The organism is Pseudomonas sp. 18-147, assembly GCF_051048045.1.
Taxonomy (GTDB): Bacteria; Pseudomonadota; Gammaproteobacteria; order Pseudomonadales; family Pseudomonadaceae; genus Pseudomonas; species Pseudomonas aeruginosa.
Map to the genome: position 1 here is coordinate 4,496,052 of NZ_CP182296.1, position 18,218 is coordinate 4,514,269.

Annotated in this window: 19 protein-coding genes; 3 read left to right on the top strand and 16 right to left on the bottom strand. The window is 67.6% G+C overall.

The features are described 5' to 3' along the window. Positions 1-33 precede the first annotated feature (33 nt). From ACM0M4_RS21240 to ACM0M4_RS21250, 3 genes are all read right to left on the bottom strand, one after another. Positions 34-2,328, bottom strand: a complete 2,295-nt coding sequence (locus tag ACM0M4_RS21240; protein WP_015648329.1) for a hypothetical protein — start codon at positions 2,326-2,328, stop codon at positions 34-36. Between the two features lie 36 nt (positions 2,329-2,364). After that, on the bottom strand, positions 2,365-4,275 hold the full coding sequence (locus ACM0M4_RS21245) for an ATP-binding protein (protein WP_221345423.1): 1,911 nt from the start codon (positions 4,273-4,275) through the stop codon (positions 2,365-2,367). 98 nt (positions 4,276-4,373) lie between these two features. Then, a complete protein-coding gene (locus ACM0M4_RS21250) occupies positions 4,374-5,288 on the bottom strand; it encodes a LysR family transcriptional regulator (RefSeq protein ID WP_003082110.1) in 915 nt (304 codons plus the stop codon). Between the two features lie 105 nt (positions 5,289-5,393). On the opposite strand from ACM0M4_RS21250, the gene ACM0M4_RS21255 reads away from it, so the two are divergent. Beyond that, a complete protein-coding gene (locus ACM0M4_RS21255) occupies positions 5,394-5,993 on the top strand; it encodes a short chain dehydrogenase (protein WP_010792069.1) in 600 nt (199 codons plus the stop codon). A gap of 10 nt (positions 5,994-6,003) precedes the next feature. Here the strand turns inward: ACM0M4_RS21255 and ACM0M4_RS21260 are convergent, their stop codons facing one another. Further along, on the bottom strand, positions 6,004-6,402 hold the full coding sequence (locus ACM0M4_RS21260; RefSeq protein WP_003116310.1) for a DUF488 domain-containing protein: 399 nt from the start codon (positions 6,400-6,402) through the stop codon (positions 6,004-6,006). A gap of 94 nt (positions 6,403-6,496) precedes the next feature. Between ACM0M4_RS21260 and ACM0M4_RS21265 the strand changes: the two genes are divergently transcribed. Continuing rightward, the gene (locus ACM0M4_RS21265; RefSeq protein WP_221345424.1) at positions 6,497-7,162 is read left to right on the top strand and encodes a COG3650 family protein; all 666 of its coding nucleotides are present in this window, start codon (positions 6,497-6,499) and stop codon (positions 7,160-7,162) included. 30 nt (positions 7,163-7,192) lie between these two features. Here the strand turns inward: ACM0M4_RS21265 and ACM0M4_RS21270 are convergent, their stop codons facing one another. From ACM0M4_RS21270 to ACM0M4_RS21320, 11 genes are all read right to left on the bottom strand, one after another. Then, positions 7,193-7,444, bottom strand: coding sequence for a hypothetical protein (locus tag ACM0M4_RS21270; RefSeq protein WP_003082096.1), 252 nt, complete (start codon positions 7,442-7,444; stop codon positions 7,193-7,195). Continuing rightward, a complete protein-coding gene (locus ACM0M4_RS21275) occupies positions 7,441-7,962 on the bottom strand; it encodes a GNAT family N-acetyltransferase (RefSeq protein ID WP_003082093.1) in 522 nt (173 codons plus the stop codon). The genes ACM0M4_RS21270 and ACM0M4_RS21275 overlap by 4 nt, the downstream gene beginning before the upstream one ends. Positions 7,963-7,972: 10 nt before the next feature. Then, on the bottom strand, positions 7,973-9,070 hold the full coding sequence (locus ACM0M4_RS21280; RefSeq protein ID WP_003112514.1) for a PLP-dependent cysteine synthase family protein: 1,098 nt from the start codon (positions 9,068-9,070) through the stop codon (positions 7,973-7,975). Between the two features lie 10 nt (positions 9,071-9,080). Then, on the bottom strand, positions 9,081-9,986 hold the full coding sequence (locus ACM0M4_RS21285) for a DMT family transporter (RefSeq protein ID WP_003082086.1): 906 nt from the start codon (positions 9,984-9,986) through the stop codon (positions 9,081-9,083). A gap of 113 nt (positions 9,987-10,099) precedes the next feature. Next, positions 10,100-10,447, bottom strand: coding sequence for a Na+/H+ antiporter subunit G (locus ACM0M4_RS21290; protein ID WP_003082083.1), 348 nt, complete (start codon positions 10,445-10,447; stop codon positions 10,100-10,102). Next, the gene (locus tag ACM0M4_RS21295; RefSeq protein ID WP_003082079.1) at positions 10,444-10,713 is read right to left on the bottom strand and encodes a K+/H+ antiporter subunit F; all 270 of its coding nucleotides are present in this window, start codon (positions 10,711-10,713) and stop codon (positions 10,444-10,446) included. Before ACM0M4_RS21295 ends, ACM0M4_RS21290 begins: the two co-directional genes overlap by 4 nt. Continuing rightward, positions 10,698-11,222: a Na+/H+ antiporter subunit E gene (locus ACM0M4_RS21300; RefSeq protein ID WP_003082074.1), complete on the bottom strand. Its 525-nt coding sequence runs from the start codon at positions 11,220-11,222 to the stop codon at positions 10,698-10,700. Before ACM0M4_RS21300 ends, ACM0M4_RS21295 begins: the two co-directional genes overlap by 16 nt. After that, positions 11,219-12,718, bottom strand: coding sequence for a monovalent cation/H+ antiporter subunit D (locus ACM0M4_RS21305; protein ID WP_003123177.1), 1,500 nt, complete (start codon positions 12,716-12,718; stop codon positions 11,219-11,221). Before ACM0M4_RS21305 ends, ACM0M4_RS21300 begins: the two co-directional genes overlap by 4 nt. Further along, positions 12,715-13,053: a Na+/H+ antiporter subunit C gene (locus ACM0M4_RS21310; protein ID WP_003082068.1), complete on the bottom strand. Its 339-nt coding sequence runs from the start codon at positions 13,051-13,053 to the stop codon at positions 12,715-12,717. The genes ACM0M4_RS21305 and ACM0M4_RS21310 overlap by 4 nt, the downstream gene beginning before the upstream one ends. Further along, positions 13,053-15,854, bottom strand: a complete 2,802-nt coding sequence (locus ACM0M4_RS21315; protein WP_003082059.1) for a monovalent cation/H+ antiporter subunit A — start codon at positions 15,852-15,854, stop codon at positions 13,053-13,055. Before ACM0M4_RS21315 ends, ACM0M4_RS21310 begins: the two co-directional genes overlap by 1 nt. Before the next feature lie 328 nt (positions 15,855-16,182). After that, positions 16,183-16,647: a glycine zipper 2TM domain-containing protein gene (locus ACM0M4_RS21320; RefSeq protein ID WP_003082056.1), complete on the bottom strand. Its 465-nt coding sequence runs from the start codon at positions 16,645-16,647 to the stop codon at positions 16,183-16,185. Positions 16,648-16,834: 187 nt separating this feature from the next. Between ACM0M4_RS21320 and ACM0M4_RS21325 the strand changes: the two genes are divergently transcribed. Beyond that, positions 16,835-17,077 (top strand): hypothetical protein, encoded by a 243-nt coding sequence (locus tag ACM0M4_RS21325; protein WP_003082053.1) that lies wholly within the window; start codon positions 16,835-16,837, stop codon positions 17,075-17,077. Here the strand turns inward: ACM0M4_RS21325 and ACM0M4_RS21330 are convergent. Continuing rightward, entirely contained in the window at positions 17,056-18,201 is a 1,146-nt protein-coding gene (locus tag ACM0M4_RS21330) for a glycerate kinase (protein WP_003082051.1), read from the bottom strand. The genes ACM0M4_RS21325 and ACM0M4_RS21330 overlap by 22 nt on opposite strands. Positions 18,202-18,218 lie beyond the last annotated feature (17 nt).

An 18,218-nucleotide genomic window follows, 5' to 3' on the forward strand; every position in this document is an offset into this window, starting at 1 on the left:
TCGCGGGCCGTTTTTTATGCCGAGACGTACCGGCTACAGGCCGTAGCGCTCGATGGCGTCCAGGTGCGGCTGGGTGTCGACCTCCGCCGCTTCCGCCAGGCGCAGCCAGCACATCCGGTGCGGCCATTGCCCGGTGGCCTCCTGCAACGCCTGGTGCAGTTCGCGCGGCGCCTGCTGCGCGGGGGTCGCGACGGTGAAGTAGATCGCCCGCAGTTCCTCGCCGTTGCTGGTATCGGTGACCTGGTAGTCGCGGTTGCTGTGCACCCAGACCTTCCAGCCGCGCGCGTCGAGCGTTTCGCGGAAGGCGTCGAAGGCCTCGTCGCCCGGATACACGCCGTCCACCAGCCAGCTCGGCGAGTAACCACCGCTCTCGAGGACGTGCACCACCGCATAGGTGGGAACGAAACGCTTGCGTTCCTCTTCGTCTTCCGGAGCCGGATAGATCAGCCCGGCGTCGAACACCACCCAGTCACCGACCCGCTGGCTGCGGTTGCCCGGCGCGTTCTCGAGGACCCGCGCGGTCACCGGGCCGGTGCGCCGGGCGTAGTAGTCGAGCGCTTCGCCATCCTCGATGTAGCGGACGATCACCCAGCCCCAGTCTTCCTCGATCGGTCCGTCGCCGGCGGCGAACTCCATGCCCATGCCGGCAGCGACCTCGCGCAGCATCGTCCAGTCGCGCGCGGCGCTGGCAGCGGTCATCTGGTCCCACTGCACCGACTGCGGCTCCTCCAGCTTGCCGGCCAGTCGCTGGTAGGCCTGCGCCGCCTCGGCGAAGCGATCCTGCTCCATCAGCGCCTTGCCCAGCAGGCTGTGGGCTCCCAGCGAGCCGGGGGAAATCTCCAGCACCGACTGGCAGGCGCGCTCCAGCTCCGGCCAGTCGTTGAGTTTCTCGGCCAGCTTGACTTCGCTCCACAGCGCGATCAGCGGCACGCTGTCGGCGTAGAGCCGGCCGAGGCGCTTGACCTGGTCGTACTCGCCGCGGGCCAGCAAGGCATTGAGCAGGTAGTAGGCCAGTTGCTGCTCCTCGTCGGTGTGGCGCTCGACGTACTCCCAGAGCAGGTCGATGGCCTCGTCGTCGGCGGAGCAGGCCTGTAGCGCCGAGGCGGCCACTTCGCGCAAGGCGGTGTCGTCGGGCCGCTCGGCCAGCGCCTGGAGCAGCCACTGCACTTCTTTCTCCGGGTTGCGCGGCGCGTCTTCGCTGCCCTGCGCAGCCAGCCAGTCGAGCAACTCCGCAGCCGGCACCGGCAGCTCCTGCTGCTGCGGCGCGGCATCGATCTCCTCCCTCAACCCGGCGAGCAACTGGCTGGCGCCCCGATCGCGCTGCAACTGTTGAGCATGCTGTTCGGCCAGCGCCAGGTGGCGCCTGGCGCTCCATACCGAACCGCGTTGCAACGCGAGGCGGATGGCCTGGCTGGCAACATCGATGACCACCCGGTGCGCGCCCTTCTGCGAGTAGTGTTCGAGCATCTGCTGCAGGCGCCCGCCGAAGTCCCAGGTGTTGCGCTCAGGGGTCCGTTGCAGCAGCAGGTAGACGGCGCGCAGCCAGATCGTACGGTAGCGCGGGGCAATCTCGGAGAACGGCAGCAGCGCCTCCAGGGCCTCCTCGTCGCGCCCCAGCAACGCCAGGCCGTGGGCCTTGTACAGACGCCGCGGCTGGCTGATGTTGTTCCACTCCGCTCCCTCGACCTTCTCCTCCATCTCGCCGATCAGGGCCAGCGCCTGTTCCGCGCGCCCCAGGTTCAGCAGGATCGCCACGCGCATCTCCAGGAGGCTGTCGAATACCTCCTCGCCGGCGGCGAGGATCTTCTTCTCCTGTTCGGCCAGGAAGGCCAGGGCATCTTCGCCGCGCCCGTCGTCGAGCAGCGCCTCGGCCTTCTCGTTGCTCAGGCAGTGGAAGCAGGCCCAGGTCGGGTCGATCCGCGCCAGGGTCTCGTCGCACACCTCGATGCGCTCCTCCACCCAGCCCGGGCCGTCGACGTTGGCGTAGCACGACGCCAGGTCCTGGGTCACGCAGACTGACTGCGGGCAGGCCTGGGTGTCGTCGCGATTGGCCAGTTCGAACAGGGAAACGGCGTCGGCCAGGGCGGTCTCACCCTCCAGTTGGTTGCCGACCCGGTTACGCATTTCCCAGTGGCGGACGAAGATTTCCAGCCACGGGTTGTTCAACGTCCGGCTCAGCGCCTTGACCTCCGGCAACAGCGCCTCGGCGCGCTCCACCTCGAGGTCGCAGACGTACGCGGTGAGTTCGTCGATCAGCCGCGCACTCTGCTCCTGGCCGGCCTCACGCAGGTCGGCGCGGAGCTTCTCCACCCAGTTCCAGATATCCATATGCTTCAGTCTCCATCAGGCGTGTTGCGAATTTTCTTATTGCCCCAGCAGGCGCTTCACCGAATCGGCGAGTCCGGCCAGGGCCTGGTTCAGCGAGGTCGCGGGCTGGCCGCGTCCCTGTCCGGCGATGATCACTTTGAACGAGCGCAGCAGCAACGCCGCATGGGCCGCTTCGTCGCGTTCCTCGCCGACGGCCGCGAGCAGCGCCTGCACCGCCGGATTGTCGAGGTTGACGTAGAGCCGGCTCGGCTGGCGATTGTCGAGCTTGCGGGTGAACTGCCGGGCCAGGCGCAACGCCGCGGTGGAAATACGCTTGTCGGCCTCGTCGTCCTCCAGTCGCCGCTTGAGTTCGGCGTCGCGGTCGGGCACCACCACAAGCGGCAATTCCTCGGGGCTGAAGCGGGCGATCACCAGTTGCTCCTCGGCGCCGCCCAGGTGTTCGGCCAGCCAGCCGGTCTCGCGCTCGGGCAGTCGGTCGAGGCGGAACAACTGGCGGTTGCCCTGCTCGGTGCCCAGCTCCACCAGGCGCATCCCCTTGGCCTGCGCCCAGCGACGGAGGAAGGGTACCACCGCATAGCGATTGCCATGGGCCACCGGTACGCCCATGGCACGGAACAGCATTTCCTCGAAGCCGCTGTCGTTGTCCAGCAGCACATGCACCGCTCCGCGCGAAAGGAGTTCGGAAGCCGGGAGGTCGCCCTGGGAGGTGGGTACGCGCAGGCTGTCCATCATCAGCGCGAACAGACGCTCGTCGCACAACGCCGCTCCCAGCAGGGCCTCGTTGTGCCGCAGCAGGACCCGCCGCCAGGCCTCCGGCTGCTGCCGCGCCACCTCGCCGAGCCCGGCGATCAGCGCCTCGGCCAGCGCATGCTGGATCGCCGCGTAATGGTCGTCACGCTGCAGGTCCTCGCGGCTGGCGGTGGGCGTCAGGCGGTTCGATTCGATCACCCCGCCGACGAACCCGGCCCAGGACGGCAGCAGGTCGCGGGCGTCATCGTCGAGCAGCATGCCGCGGAGGAAAACCGAGAGATTGCGGTTGTCGCTGGTGCCATAGGTGCCGCCGTCCTGGATCCACAGCAGGCCCTGCACGTCGACCCGCTCGTCCGGGCGCACCGGCAGGCAGCAGATCGGCTCGAAGTCGTGCTCGAAGCGTGCGGCGAACTCCAGGTCGCGGCGCTGCCGTTGCAGCGGGTGCAGCGCGGCGTCGGCGGCCAGCCGCCACGGCGGCGGCTCCGGGTTGATCGACTGGGCGTCGCCGCCGACGTGGATCGGCTCGCGCAGCAGCACGCAGTAGCGTTCGAGGATCTCGCGCAGGCGCGCGGCCTGGGTCAGCGCACTGTATTCGTCCTGCAGTTCGAGGGTGATCTCGGTACCCACCGGGCGCGCCGGCATCGGCGTCACGCTGTATTGCTCGGCGTTGCTGGAGACGTAGCAGAAGCCCAGTTCCGGCTGCTGGTAGGACGTGGTCCGCACGCTGACCCGGCGGGCCAGGACGAAAGCGGAGAGGAAGCCCAGGCCGAACATGCCGATCAGCCCGCTGTCCTCGTGGCCGGACTGGCGCAGTCCGCGGGTGTAGCCGACGCCGACGGTGGCCAGGTAGGCGTGGATTTCGTGCTCGGTGAGCCCGGCGCCGGTGTCGACGATGCGCACGGTGTTGCTGGCACTGTCGCCGATCACCTCGATTCGCGACGGCCCTTGCCAGTCGGGCTGCTCCAGGCGGCGACGGAGGATCGAGTCGTGGGCGTTCTGCATCAGCTCGCGCAACGCCACGGTGGGCGTGGAATAGAGGTGCTTGCTGAGCACCGACATCACGCCGTTGAGGTCGACTCCAGCGCGACGGATCTGGGGAGTGTTCGATTGCGGAAAGCTGCTTTGCATGTCCCTATCCAAGCGTTCGATGAATGGCGTCCGCTCGCACGCGAGCGGTCCGGTGCGGGATTCTGCCACGTTCCGTCACGTTCCTTGTGCAACGACGTGCCCGCGATGAGCTTCAGGCCGCATGGAAGCGGCCCGGAGTGCAATAGAGCCGCGTCGCGGCGAAATGTTCAACCCTCCAGGCCGATCAATTGTCGCCGGCTGCGCTCGAACCAGTCGAGCAGGTAATCGGCGAGTACCTGGGTGCGCCGCGGCAGGCCGCCCTGGAACGGATGGACGAGGAACATCGGCGTGCTGCGCGTCTGGTAGTCGCGCAGCAACCAGGCCAGGCGGCCGTCGCCCAGTTCGTCGTGGACCATGTATGACGGCAGCCGGGCGATGCCGGTGCCGGCCAGCGCGGCTTTCTTCAACAGGCTGTAGTGGTTGCTGGCGAGAAAGCCGGCAACCCGTACCCGCTCCAGCCGATGGTGGCGGTGATAGAGCCACTCCTCGTGGCCGCTGTAGTGCGAGTTCAGCAGGCACTCGCGCTCGGCCAGCTCGGCCGGGCGTTGCGGCTCGCCGTGTCGCGCCAGGTAGGCGGGACTGGCGCAGGTGATTTCCTGCAGGACGAACAGCGGCCGCGCCACCAGCCGGGCGTCCTGCTCGACCCCAGAGCGAATCGCCAGGTCGAAGCCCTCGCCAACCAGGTCGCGCAGGCCGTTGTACAGGTCCAGCTCGACGCGCAGCAGCGGATGGCGTTCCTGGAAGTCCTCCAGCAGTGCATCGAACAGGGTCTCGCCCAGCGAGACCGGGAGGGTCACCCGCACCCGTCCTTCCGCTCGCTCCTGCAAGCGCGCCACCGCCTGCCGCGCGCGCTCGGCCTGCACCAGCAAGGCCTGCGCCTCGGGCAGCAGCGCGGCGCCGGCGGCGGTCAGCGAAAGACGGCGGGTGGTGCGGTGCAAGAGGGTCACGCCGAGCTTCTGCTCGAGGACGCCAATGCGCTTCGACAGTTGGCCCTTGCTGCAACCGAGACGCTCGGCGGCGCGGGTGAAACTGCCCAGGTCGTGGAGTACGGCGAAGGCGGCGAGATCGTCCAGGTCCTTCACGATTGTTTCCCTATGAAAACGGTAGGTTGTCGATTGACAGGATTATCCATGGCAAAAGCGACTCTACACTGGAAACCACTCACCTTCACTCAACGAGAGGCCTGTATGAAAATCATCCTGATCGGCGCCAGCGGCACCCTTGGCAAGGGTATCGACAAAGAACTCTGCGAGCGCCACGAGATCGTCCGGGTAGGCAACAGCAGCGGCGATTTCCAGGTCGACATCAGCGACTCAGACTCCATTCGCGCCCTGTTCGAGAAAACCGGTCGCTTCGACGCGCTGGTCGCCGCGGTCGGCAAGGTGCACTTCGGCGCCCTGGAGGAAATGGGCGAGGCGCAATACCAGCTCGGCCTGCGCGACAAGCTGATGGGCCAGGTCAACCTGGTACTGCTCGGCCGCGAGTACGCCAACGACGGGGGCTCCTTCACCCTCACCAGCGGCGTGCTCGCCGAGCAGCCGATCCGCTTCGGCAGTTCGGCGAGCATGGTCAACTGCGCCGTCGAGGGCTTCGTCCGCGGCGCAGCCCTGGAGTTGCCGCGCGGCCTGCGCATCAACGCCGTCAGCCCGACCGTGGTCAGCGAGGCGCTGCCCGGCTACGCGCCCTACTTCCGTGGCTTCAAGCCGGTTCCGGCGGCGGACGCCGCGCTGGGTTACGCACGCAGCGTGGAAGGCGCGCAGACCGGCCAGGTGTACCGCATCTGGTAAGCGATATTTCTCAGGAGAGGCGGTCGGCGTAGCAGGTCGGCGAACTGCCCGGCTGCTGGCGGTCCAGCTCCTCCTCGAGGAACTCGGCCAGCACCACGGCATTGTTGTGCTGCTGGTCGTGGGCGCCGTAGAGCAGCGTCAGGGTGCCCTCCCGAGCGCTGTCGAGCAGGCCCCACCAATGTTCCGGGTGCGCCTGCAACTCGGCGCGGTAGTGTTCGCGGAAGCTGTCGAAGAGTGCCGGATCGTGGCAGAACTGCTTGCGCACCTCGTTGGAGGGCGCCACGTCCTTCAGCCAGTCGTCCATGGCCAGGGCCTCCTTGCGGATGCCCCGCGGCCACAGCCGGTCCACCAGTACGCGCCGGCCATCGGCGGGCGACGCCGGTTCGTATACACGCTTGCATTGGATCATCGATCGACTCCCTGGTTGCGATGAAGTCCGATCCGGACTTGAGCTAGGCCCGGACGCTCGGTAACGTGGGCGCATTTTCGATGGAGTCTTCCCTATGCGCCCTGCCCGTCTGCTGGTCTACAGCCTGCTCCCCTTGTTCGCCGCCTGCCAGGTGTGGAAGCCCGAATCGCCGAGCACCAGTGTAGACACCCGCTTCCAGGGCGAACTGGTGAAGATCAACGGCGCGCTGCAATTCCGCCCCTGTACCGAGAAGCGCCTGTTCAGCATCGAGGACGTGGCCAATACCGGCCTGCGCCGCGAAGCCGACAGCCTGTTCGACGACGGCGCCCAGGGCCTGTTCGTCGACCTGCGCGGCACCATGGGACCGGCCAAGGTCCGCGGTACCGACGGCAAGCTGGAGGTCAGCCGACTGTACCGCGTGCAGAACGAGGGCCCCGGCTGCGACGACCCGAACTTCAAGCTGCTGACCTTCGCCGCCAGCGGCAACGAACCCTTCTGGAGCGCCAGGGTGAACAACCAGGGCCTGCGCCTGGACCGCCCCGAACACGAGACCCTGGCCTTGCCTTACGTCGCCGAGGAACTGCCGAACGGCAGCACCAGCTATTCCAGCGAGGCGAACGGCAAGAAGGTCGAATTGTGGATCGCCCCGTCGTCCTGCACCGACAGCATGAGCGGCGCCTTCAGCAGCTACTCCGCCGAACTGCGCATCGATGGCGAGACGCTGCGCGGCTGCGCCTATCCGGGCGCACTGGGCAAGTGAAGCGAGGGGCCGCGCAGCGGCGGCCCTTCCCTACAAGAGCAGTCCGGCCTGCTCCAGGCGCCGCCGCAGCGCCGTCAGGCCGCCCTCGTATTCCCAGTAGGCGACGCGCCCGTGGGAGGCGCTGACCAGCAGGTATTTCTCGCTGATCGACTGGATCCGTTCGATGCGCAGCAGTTTCTCGACGAAGCGTTCCTCGCCGATCTGCTCGACGATTTCCCGGTTGTCCGCGTCGTAGCCGTGGACCATGAAGGCGGCGCGCACCTTGAGGCGGATGAAACTCATCGCACGGCTCTGCGCTGGAGGGAAAGATTGCGATGGCACACTGTCGAGCGCCCCGAGCCGTTCGGTCGCCGCGCCGGATCGGCGTAGGTTTCCAGCTCGACGAAGCCGGCCTTGCGCATCATTCCCGCCGACGCCAGGTTCTCTTCGTGACGATCGATATAGACGTCCTCGATGCCTTCGTCGGCCAGTTGGGCCAGCACCGCCTCCAGCAACGCGCTGCCGAGCCCCTGGCCGGCCGCCGCCGGATGCACTACCGCCTCGCAGATGTAGGCCCGCGGCGCATCGGCACGCTGCGGCTGGTAATGGGCGAAATCCTCGGTGCGACGGAAGCTGGCGAACCCCAGCAGCCGATCGTCGCGCTCGGCCAGGACGGCACGTACCTCGCCGTCGGCGATGGCTCGCAGATGCGCACGCACCCCCTCCTCCGGCAAATGGTTCCAGGGATTCGGCCCGTGGCGCAGCAACAGGTCGGTCATGGCCTCGATATCGCCGGTTTCGGCAGCTCGCAAACGGTGCATATCCACTCCTTCAAAGTCCAGCCACCAGCAGCCCGTCGGGCAACGCCACGCCCCGCTCGATGCAGGCAGCCAGCGCCTCGACCAGGGGTTCCAGCGCATAGCCCTGCCTGGCCAGCCAGACCGGATCGTAATAGGTGGTCGCATAGCGTTCGCCGCCGTCGCAGAGAATCGCCACCAGCGAACCCTTCTCGCCGGCCGCGACCATTTGCCGTGCGGCCACCAGGGCGCCGATCAGGTTGGTTCCGCTGGAGCCGCCGACCCGCCGCCCCAGGCGTCGGGCCAGGTAATGCATGGCCGCCAGCGACCAGGCGTCCGGCACCTTGACCATCGCGTCGATCACTTCCGGCAGGAAGGACGCCTCGACCCGCGGCCGGCCGATGCCCTCGATCCGCGAACCGCAATCCAGGGTCAGGCCACGGTCGCCGCTGACATAGGCGTCGAAGAACACCGAACGCTCGGCGTCGGCGCAGAGTACCCGGGTGCAGTGCTGGCGATAGCGCACGTAGCGGCCGAGGGTCGCCAGGGTGCCGCCGGTACCGGGGCTGGAGATCAGCCAGGTCGGGGTCGGGTACGGCTCGTGGCGCATCTGCTGGAAGATCGATTCGGCGATGTTGTTGTTCGCCCGCCAGTCGGTGGCGCGCTCGGCATAGGTGAACTGGTCCATGAAATGGCCACCGCTCTCCCGCGCCAGGCGTTCGGACTCGGCGTAAATCTGGGTGGGGTCCTCCACCAAGTGGCTCTGGCCGCCGTAGAAGGCGATCTGGGCGATCTTTTCCTTCGAGGTGCTGGCCGGCATCACGGCGATGAAGGGCAGGCCCAGCAGGCGTGCGAAATAGGCTTCGGAAATCGCCGTGGAACCGCTCGATGCCTCGATCACCGGCGCGGCCGGCCTGAGCCAGCCGTTGCACAGCGCATAGAGGAACAGCGAGCGCGCCAGGCGATGCTTGAGGCTGCCGGTGGGGTGGCTGGACTCGTCCTTGAAGTACAGTTCGACGCCAGGCAGGCCGGGAGTCTCCAGGGGGATCAAATGGGTATCGGCGCTGCGCTGGAAATCCGCTTCGATGATGCGGATCGCCTCGCGGGCCCATTGGCGGTGGTCGACGGTCATGGAAACTCCTTCAGTTCAGGACGCCGGCCGGAGGCGGCGGCGGAGCGCTGCGCCACTGGCTGATGGCGACGCCGATGAAGACCAGGCCGGCAGCGAGCATCTGCGGGCCGTTGAGGGTTTCGCCGAGGAACAGCGCGGCGAATACCAGGGTGAAGACCGGGATCAGGTTGATGAAGCCCGAGGCCTGGCTGGCCGGCAGTCGACCGACGCCGAAGTTGTACAGGCCGTAGGCGCCCACCGTGACCACCACGCCGAGATACACCACCGCCTGGATCCCCAGCGCGCTGGGCTGGCTCGGCAGGTCGGCGCTGGCCAGCGCCAGCGGCAGGAAGAACAGCGTGCCGACGAAGGCCTGCATGGCGGTCAGGGCGAATGCCGAGTAGCGCGCCGAAAGGTGCTTCAGCAACAGGGTATAGCCGGTGGCGCAGAGCATCGCGAGAAGTTCGAAGAAGTTGCCCAGCAGCGGCTGCGGCGCGTGCAGGTCGGGCTCGCCGGCGAGGCTCAGCCAGATCGAACCGAGCACCGCCAGGCCAAAGCCGATCCAGGTCATCCGGCCGATCCGTTCGTGCAGCAGCAACCAGGCCCCCACCGCCACCAGCAACGGCAGCAGCGCGGTGATCATCCCGGCCTGGGCCGCGCTGGTGTATTGCAGGGCGAAGGATTCGCAGAGGAAGTACAGGCAGGGTTCGCAGACGGCCAGGCCGAGCAGGTACTTCCAGTCGCCCGGGCGGTAGTCGATGCGTCCGCGCCAGCGCCAGGCAACGAGGAACACCAGGCTGCCGAGGGCCATGCGACCGAAGATCACCCAGAGCGGCGGCAGTTCGCGGAAAGCGACCTTCAGCACCACGTACGAACTGCCCCACAGCGCCATCGCCAGGATCAGGCAGGCCAGGGCGAACCAGCGCGTCCGAGTCAAGGGAATCTCCACCACGGGCGCCGCCGCGCCGCCGGAAAAAGGACTCCCAGTATAGGCAGCCGGCTAGCTGCGCCGACAGGCACAGAAAGCGGGCAAAACTGTTGCGCCGGGCCTCACTGCTCCCAGGGCTTGCCGCGAGTCTTCTTCTCCAGCGGCAACTGCTGCAGCACCGCGGCCTTGGCCAGCATGTAGGCGCTGACCGGGGCGCTGATGAAGAGGAACAGGCTGATCAGCAATTCGTGCAGGCTGATGCCCGCCTGGCGGTTGGAGAAATAGATCAGCGAGGCGACGATCACCCCGCCGACCCCGAGGGTGGTGGCCTTGGTCGGCCCGTGCAGGCGCATGAAGAAGTCCGGCAGGCGGTACAGGCCGATCGCGCCGATCAGGACGAAGGCGCTGCCCAGCAGGAGGAACGCCGAGACGATGATTTCCAGCCACAGGCTCAGGGGTTCGCCAGTCATTCGATGATGTCTCCGCGCAGCATGTATTTGGCCACCGCCACCGTACCGACGAAGCCGAGCACCGCGATCAGCAGCGCCGCCTCGAAGAACAGGTCGCTGTCGCGCCAGATGCCGTACAGCACCAGCAGCGCGATGGCGTTCACGTAGAGGGTGTCCAGCGCCAGCGCCCGGTCCGGCAGGCACGGCCCCTTGACCAGGCGCGCCAGGGTCAGCAACAGGGCCAGGCCGAGCAGCGCCAGGCACAGCGGGATCACGTAAGCGAGCATGGGAAGATCTCCTTCAGCGGCGCTTCGTAGCGTTGCTTGATCTCGGCGATCAGCGCCGCCTTGTCCGGCACGTCGAGGCCGTGCACCAGCAAGGTCTTGCGGTCGTCGCTGAGGTCCGACGACACCGACCCCGGGGTCAGCGAGACGATGCTCACCAGCACGCTGATGGCGAGGTCGTTCTCCAGCTCGATCGGCACCTCGACGAAGGCCGGACGCAAGCGCTCGATCGGTCCGAGGGTCAGGCGGGCGACCTGGATGTTGGCGACGAGGATGTCCCACATCACCAGCGCCAGCAGCTTCAGCAGCAGCAACGGATGCCACTCCTGGCTGCGCCCGACCAGCAGGCGGTTGGTTAGCAGCGGAATGCACACGCCGAGGAAGGCGCCGAGCAGCCAGTGGCCGATGGCGAAGGAATCCACCAGCAGCAACCAGACCAGCAACAGCAGGACACTAAGCACGGGATGAGGCAGTACGCGAAGAAGCGGACGCGGCAACGAGCGGCTGATCATGCGGCACCTCCGCGGGTGATGATCTGGCGATACAGGTCGAGGTCGTGCAACTGCGCCGCGGTGGCCTGGACGTAGGCCAGCAGCGGCTTCGCGGCGAACACCAGCAACGGGCCGGCGGAGAGCAACAGGATGCAGGCGAACAAGCGGCCGTGGTCCAGTTCGGCGCTACCGAGCACGGTATGCCCGGTGCGCCAGAACAGCGTGCTGCCGGCCCGGCTCAACGCCACCAGCGCCACCAGGCCGCTGCCCAGTACCACGCTCCATAGGGCCAGCGCCTGGCTGCCGGGAGCGACCGACTGCAAAAGCATGACCTTGCCGAAGAACCCCGACAATGGCGGCAGACCGGCAACGGCGATGGCGCCGATGAAGAAAGCCCCGCCGAGCAACCGAGGATTCTGCAACGCCGGGCCCTGGACCAGGTCGCCGGCCTTGTCGCCGCGCTGGCGGGCGACCAGGTCGGCGAGCAGGAACAGGCCACCGGCGATCCAGGTACTGTGCAGCAGGTAGTACAGCGACGCCGCCAGCGCCCGCTCGCTGCCCAACGCCACGCCAGCCAGGAGGGTTCCGGCGGAGACCACCACCAGGTAGGCCAGCAGGCTTTGCAGGGTCCGCGCCGCCAAGGCACCGATCGCGCCCAGGCCGAGGGTCGCCAGGGCCAGCGGCCAGAGCCAGGCCTGCGCCAGGTTGGCCAGCTCGCCGGCGGCATCGCCGAAGACCAGCGTGTAGACCCGCAGGATCGAATAGATGCCGACCTTGGTCATGATCGCGAACAGCGCCGCCACCGGCGCGCTGGCCGCGGCATAGGCGCGCGGCAGCCAGAAGTACAGCGGCAACAGCGCCGCCTTCAGGGCGAACACCACCAGCAGCAGGAGCCCGGCTGCCGCCAGCAGCGGCGCGCGCTCGGCATCTGCCATGGCGATCTTCTGCGCCATGTCGGCCATGTTCAGGGTGCCGGTGAGGCCATACAGGGTACCCACGGCGATCAGGAAGAACGCCGAGCCGACCAGGTTTAGGATCACGTAGTGCAAGCCCGAGCGCACCCGCTCCGCGCCGCCGCCATGCAGGAGCAACGCGTAGGAGGCGATCAGGAGTATCTCGAAGAACACGAACAGGTTGAACAGGTCGCCGGTCAGGAAGGCGCCGTTGATACCGAGCAGCTGGAACTGGAACAATGCGTGGAAATGCTTGCCCAGGCGGTCGTCGCCACGCAGCGCGTAGATCAGCGCGGCGCTGCCGAGCACCGCGGTGGCCAGCAGCATCAGGGCGGCGAGACGATCGAGCATGAGCACGATGCCGAACGGCGCGGCCCAGTTGCCCAGGGCATAGACGCTCAGGTCGCCGCTGGCGGCCGTACGTATCAGCAGCAGGCTCAGGGGGATCAGCGCCAGCGCCGCGAGCAACGACAGGCCGCGCTGCCAGCGCTCGGCCAGCGGCAACAGCAGCAGGCTGCCGGCAAACAGGGGGAGCAGGATCGGCAGGATCAGCCAATGGCTCATGGGCGCGGCTCCTCCTCGTCCGGACGGCCATCTACGTGGTCGCTGCCGAGGTCACCGAGGCCACGCAGGGCCAGGACCACGACAAAGGCGGTCATGGCGAAGCCGATGACGATGGCGGTCAGCACCAGCGCCTGCGGCAACGGATCACCATACTCCCCGGGAGTGCCGATCACCGCGACGCTGCCGCCGAGTCGGCCCATGGCGAACAGGAACAGGTTGACCGCGTAGGAGATCAGCGTGAGACCGAGCACCACCGGGAAAGTCCTCGCCCGCAGCAGCAGGTAGACGCCGCTGGCGGTGAGCAGGCCGAGGGTGATGGCGAACAGGGCTTCCATCAGAGCGCCTCCTCTTGTGCGACGGGTTCAGGCATCAGGCTGAGCTTGCCGAGGTAGGACAGGATCAGCAGCGCGGCACCGACCACGGTGAGGTACACGCCGAGGTCGAACAGCATCGCCGTGGCCAGCTCGATCTCGCCGATCAGCGGCAACTCGAAGTGGCCGAACGCGGAAGTCAGGAACGGATAGCCGAACAGCCAGCTGCCGAGCCCGGTGAGCCCGGCGATCAGCACTCCGGCGCCAGCCATGGCCGCATAGTTCAGCGGCAGGCGCTGCTCGACCCACTGCGAGCCGCTGGCGATGTATTGCAGCACCAGGGCGATGGCAGTCACCAGGCCGGCGATGAAACCTCCGCCCGGCAGGTTGTGGCCGCGCAGGAAGATGAACACCGAGATCAGCAACGCCAGCGGCAGCAGCACCCGCGACAGGGTTTCCAGGATCAGCGGGTGCTTGGCGTGGGCCCAGTTGCGACCCTGCGGGTCGCAGGTCGGCTTGTGCAGGGCGAAACCGGCGAGCATCGCGTAGATACCGACGCCGGCAATCGCCAGCACGCTGATCTCGCCGAGGGTATCGAAACCACGGAAGTCCACCAGGATGACGTTGACCACGTTGTAGCCGCCGCCCCCGGAGACGCTGTTCTCGACGAAGAATCCGGCGATGCTCTCGTAGGGCCGGGTCAGCACCGCGTAGGCCAGCAGCGCCACCAGCATGCCGACCCCGCCGGCCAGCGCCACGTCGCGCAAGCCGCGCAGGCTGGAGGACTCCGCCGGAGTGCGCGAGGGCAGGAAATACAGCGCCAGCATCAGCAGGACCATGGTCACCACTTCCACCGACAACTGGGTCAGCGCCAGGTCCGGGGCCGAGAAGCGAGCGAAGGCCAGGGCTACCAGCAGGCCGGCGACGCTGAGGATCAATAGCGCGACCAGGCGCATGCGATGGAACAGCGCCGTGGCCAGGCCGCTGAAGGCCAGCACCAGCATGCCCAGGGCGGTGATACCGTCCAGCGGGGTCAGCCCGCGCGAGCCGGTCAGCCTCGCCAGCGGTGCCAGCTCGACCGCCACCACGACCAGCGCCGCGCCCAGCAGCCAGGCCAGGTAGCGCTGCAGCGACCCGTTCTCCAGCCAGGCGGTCAGGCGCGCGGCCAGGGCCACCACACGTTGCACCTGCTGCTCGAAGACCAGCTTGGCGTCCACCTCCGGTAACCCGGCGTACCAGTTGAACAGCGGCTTGCGCAGGACATAGACCAGCACACCGCCAACCAGCGCCACCACGCTCATCAGCAATGGCAGGTTGAAACCGTGCCAGATCGCCAGGCTGTATTCCGGCAGTTGCCCGCCAAGGCTGGCACTGGCGGCGGCGGCCAGCAGCGGCGCCACGGTGTAGGCCGGCAGCATGCCGACCAACAGGCAGAGGAACACCAGGATCTCCACCGGTACCTTCATGTAGCGCGGCGGCTCGTGGGGCGGGAACTTCGGCAACCGGGCCGGCTCGCCGTTGAAGAACACGTCGTGGATGAAACGCAGCGAATAGGCCACCGAGAACACGCCGGCCAGGGTCGCCACCGCCGGCACCAGCCAGTTGAAGCTGCCCAGCAGGTTCTGGCTGAGGGTTTCGCCGAAGAACATCTCCTTGCTGAGGAAGCCGTTCAGCAGCGGCACCCCGGCCATCGCCAGGGAGGCGACGATGGCCAGCACCGCGGTATGCGGCAGGTACTTCCACATCCCGTTGATCAGGCGCATGTCGCGGCTGCCGGTCTCGTGGTCGATGATCCCGGCGGCCATGAACAGCGAGGCCTTGAAGGTCGCGTGGTTGATGATGTGGAACACCGCGGCGACGTTCGACAGCGGGGAGTCGAGGCCGAACAGCAGGGTGATCAGGCCCAGGTGGCTGATCGTCGAGTAGGCCAGCAGCCCCTTCAGGTCATGCTGGAACAGTGCCATGCCGGCCCCCAGCAACAGCGTCACCAGGCCGCTCAGGCTGACCAGGTAGAAGAACCACTCGGTGCCGGCCAGCGCCGGATACAGCCGGGCCAGCAGGAATACGCCGGCCTTGACCATGGTCGCCGAGTGCAGGTACGCGGAAACCGGGGTCGGCGCCGCCATCGCGTGGGGCAGCCAGAAATGGAAGGGAAACTGCGCCGACTTGGTGAACACGCCGAGCAGGATCAGTATCAGCACCAGCGGATACAGAGCGTGGGCGCGGATCAGCTCGCCAGCCGCGAGGACCTCGGTGAGTTCGAAGCTGCCGGCGATGTGGCCGAGCAGCAGCACCCCGGCCAGCAGCGCCAGGCCGCCCCCTCCGGTAACGGTCAGGGCCATCCTCGCACCCTTGCGGGCGTCGGAACGGCTGCCCCAGAAGCCGATGAGCAGGAACGAGGACAGGCTGGTCAGCTCCCAGAAGAGCATCATCAGCAAGAGATTTTCCGCGAGCACCACGCCGAGCATGGAGCCCATGAACAGCAGCAGGAAAGCGAAGAAACGCCCCATCGGCTCCTGTTCGGAGAGGTAGTAGCGGGCGTAGAGGATCACCAGCAGGCCGATGCCGAGGATCAGCAGGGCGAAGAGGAAACCGAGGCCGTCCAGGCGCAGGCTGAGGTTGATGCCGATTTCCGGCAGCCAGGAATAGCTGGCGGTCAGGGTCTGCCCGGCGAACACCGTGCCGCGCTGTCCGAGCAACAGGATCAGGCCGATCAGCGGCGCCACGCCGGCGGACGCCGCGCACAAGGTGCGGCCGCCACGCTCGGCAAGCAGGGGCAACAACGCCCCCATGAACGGCAGCGCGATGATCAGCGCCAGAATCATGGGCTACTCCTCTTCGATGGCGGAGCCCCCGGCATGCCTGGCCGGCGGTGCTTCCCCGCGGTTGTCGGTGCGCGGCCGGATCGCCAGCAGCTCGAAGCCCCATCGGCCACCGGCAGGCGCGGCGCGACGGAACTACGATTATCGCAATCTATCGAACGAACGTCATGGATTGAATTATTACAAAATTCAGGCGTTCCGACTGCCGGAAAGCCGAAAAAAACTCTGCAGCGGCAACGACTTGAAGCTTAGCAAGACAACGCTCGCAGTGGTTCGGCGCTACAACGAAAACGGCCGGCGAAATGCCGGCCGCGGGATAACGTGGGAAGAATCAGTGGGCGACGCGGCTGGTGCCGTTGACGGTCAGGATGCGCACGCGCTCGCCGACGCGGAAGATCTGGCCCTGGTCGACCTGCTGGACATAGGCGCGGGTGCTGCCGTCGTCTTCGCGCACGGTGATCTCGACGCCCTGGGTGCGCGTCAGGCCTTCTTCGGTAGCCGCGCCCAGCAGGCCGCCAGCGACCGCGCCGATGATGGCCGCGACGTAGCTGCCCTTGCCGCCGCCCACCGCGCTGCCGGCGACACCGCCGACGCCGGCACCGGCGATGGAACCGATCGGGGTCTTGGTGCCTTCGATCTTGACCGGGCGCAAGGCCTGGATGGTGCCCATGCGTACAGTCTGCACGGTACGGGCTTCCTCACGGCTGTAGGTATCGCCGGTGAGGCTGGATTGGCAGCCGCCAAGAGCCAGGGCCATGGCGGTGAAGGAAGCAACGATCAAGGCAGACTTGCGCATAACGGCATCTCCGAAAGGGATAACTGACGAATATTAGACTCTCCCGCAGCCGCTCCTGTCACCTGGCCGGCGCGAGATAATCGAATCGATTCAGCAATGGTACAGGTTCGTTCAGTTTCGACCGAACCCTCCCGCTTTCATCGGCGGGACCGATCGGCTAGGGTGAGCGCCCGCAGAAGGAACAGCCATGGACTATTTCATCATCGTCGTCACCACCGCCGCCGGCCTGTATTTCCACTGGTGGATCTACTGGCGCATCCGCCGCTGGATGGACCGCGACCTGGCGCTGTCATTCGCCGGCGACGACCCGCAAAAGCGTGACTATCTGTTACAGCGACTGGCCGAGGCCAAGGCCAGCAAGGTGAAGCGGCGCGACCTGCCGGCCTGGCTGGAGCGCGCCGCCGCCGACTACCCTTCCCGCGAAGCCTGAGCCAGGCGCCAGAGCCGGGCGATCTGCTCGGCGCGCGCCTCCAGTTCCGCCGCCGCTCCGGCACAGGCCTGCTCCAGGCTGATCGGTCCCGGCGCCAGGCTGAACGCCGCATCGATGCCGGCGTCGTGCAGGCGCTGGTAGCCGTCGCCCAGGCTGCCGGCCAGGGCTACCACGGGAACGCCGGCCTGGCGCGCGATTCGCGCCACGCCCACCGGGGTCTTGCCGTGCAGGCTCTGCGCATCCAGGCGGCCCTCGCCGGTCAGCACCAGGTCGGCACCGACCAGCGCATCGGCCAGCCCGGCCAGCTCCGCCACCAGTTCGATGCCTGGGCGGAAACGCGCGCGGAGGAATGCCCTCGCGGCGAAACCCAGGCCGCCGGCGGCGCCGACGCCCGGCACCCGGCTGAAGTCCTCGCCAAGGGTCGCCGCGACCACCTTGGCGAAGTGCGCCAGGGCGGCATCCAGTTGCGCCACCTGTTCAGCGCTGGCGCCCTTCTGCGGACCGAACACCGCCGACGCGCCGCGCGGCCCGCATAGCGGGTTGTCGACGTCCGCGGCGACTTCCACCGCGACATCCACCAGGCGCGGATCCAGCCCGCCCAGGTCGAGACTGTGCAGGCCAGCCAGCGCGGCGCCGCCGGGCGCCAGTTCCTCGCCGTCGGCAGCCAGGAAACGCACGCCGAGCGCGCCCAGCAGGCCGGCGCCGGCATCGTTGGTAGCGCTGCCGCCGAGGCCGAGGATGATCTTCCGCGCCCCGGCGTCCAGCGCCGCACGGATCAGCTCGCCAGTGCCACGGCTGCTGCTGCGCGTGGCGTCGCGGCGGTCGCGCGGGACCAGGTGCAAGCCGCTGGCGGAAGCCATTTCGATCACTGCGGTGGCGTCGTCCAGCCAGCCCCAGTGCGCCAGGGTCGGCTCACCGAGCGGGCCTTCGACACGGCATTCGCGACGTTCGCCGGCGGTGGCGGCGAGTACCGCATCGACCGTACCTTCGCCGCCGTCCGCCAGTGGCCGCAGCAACACCTCGGCCTGCGGGAAGACTCGCCGCCAGCCGCGGGCGATAGCCTCGGCGACGTCGGGCGCGGACAGGCTTTCCTTGAACGAATCAGGAGCAATCACGATTTTCATCAGTCACCTCGCAGGGC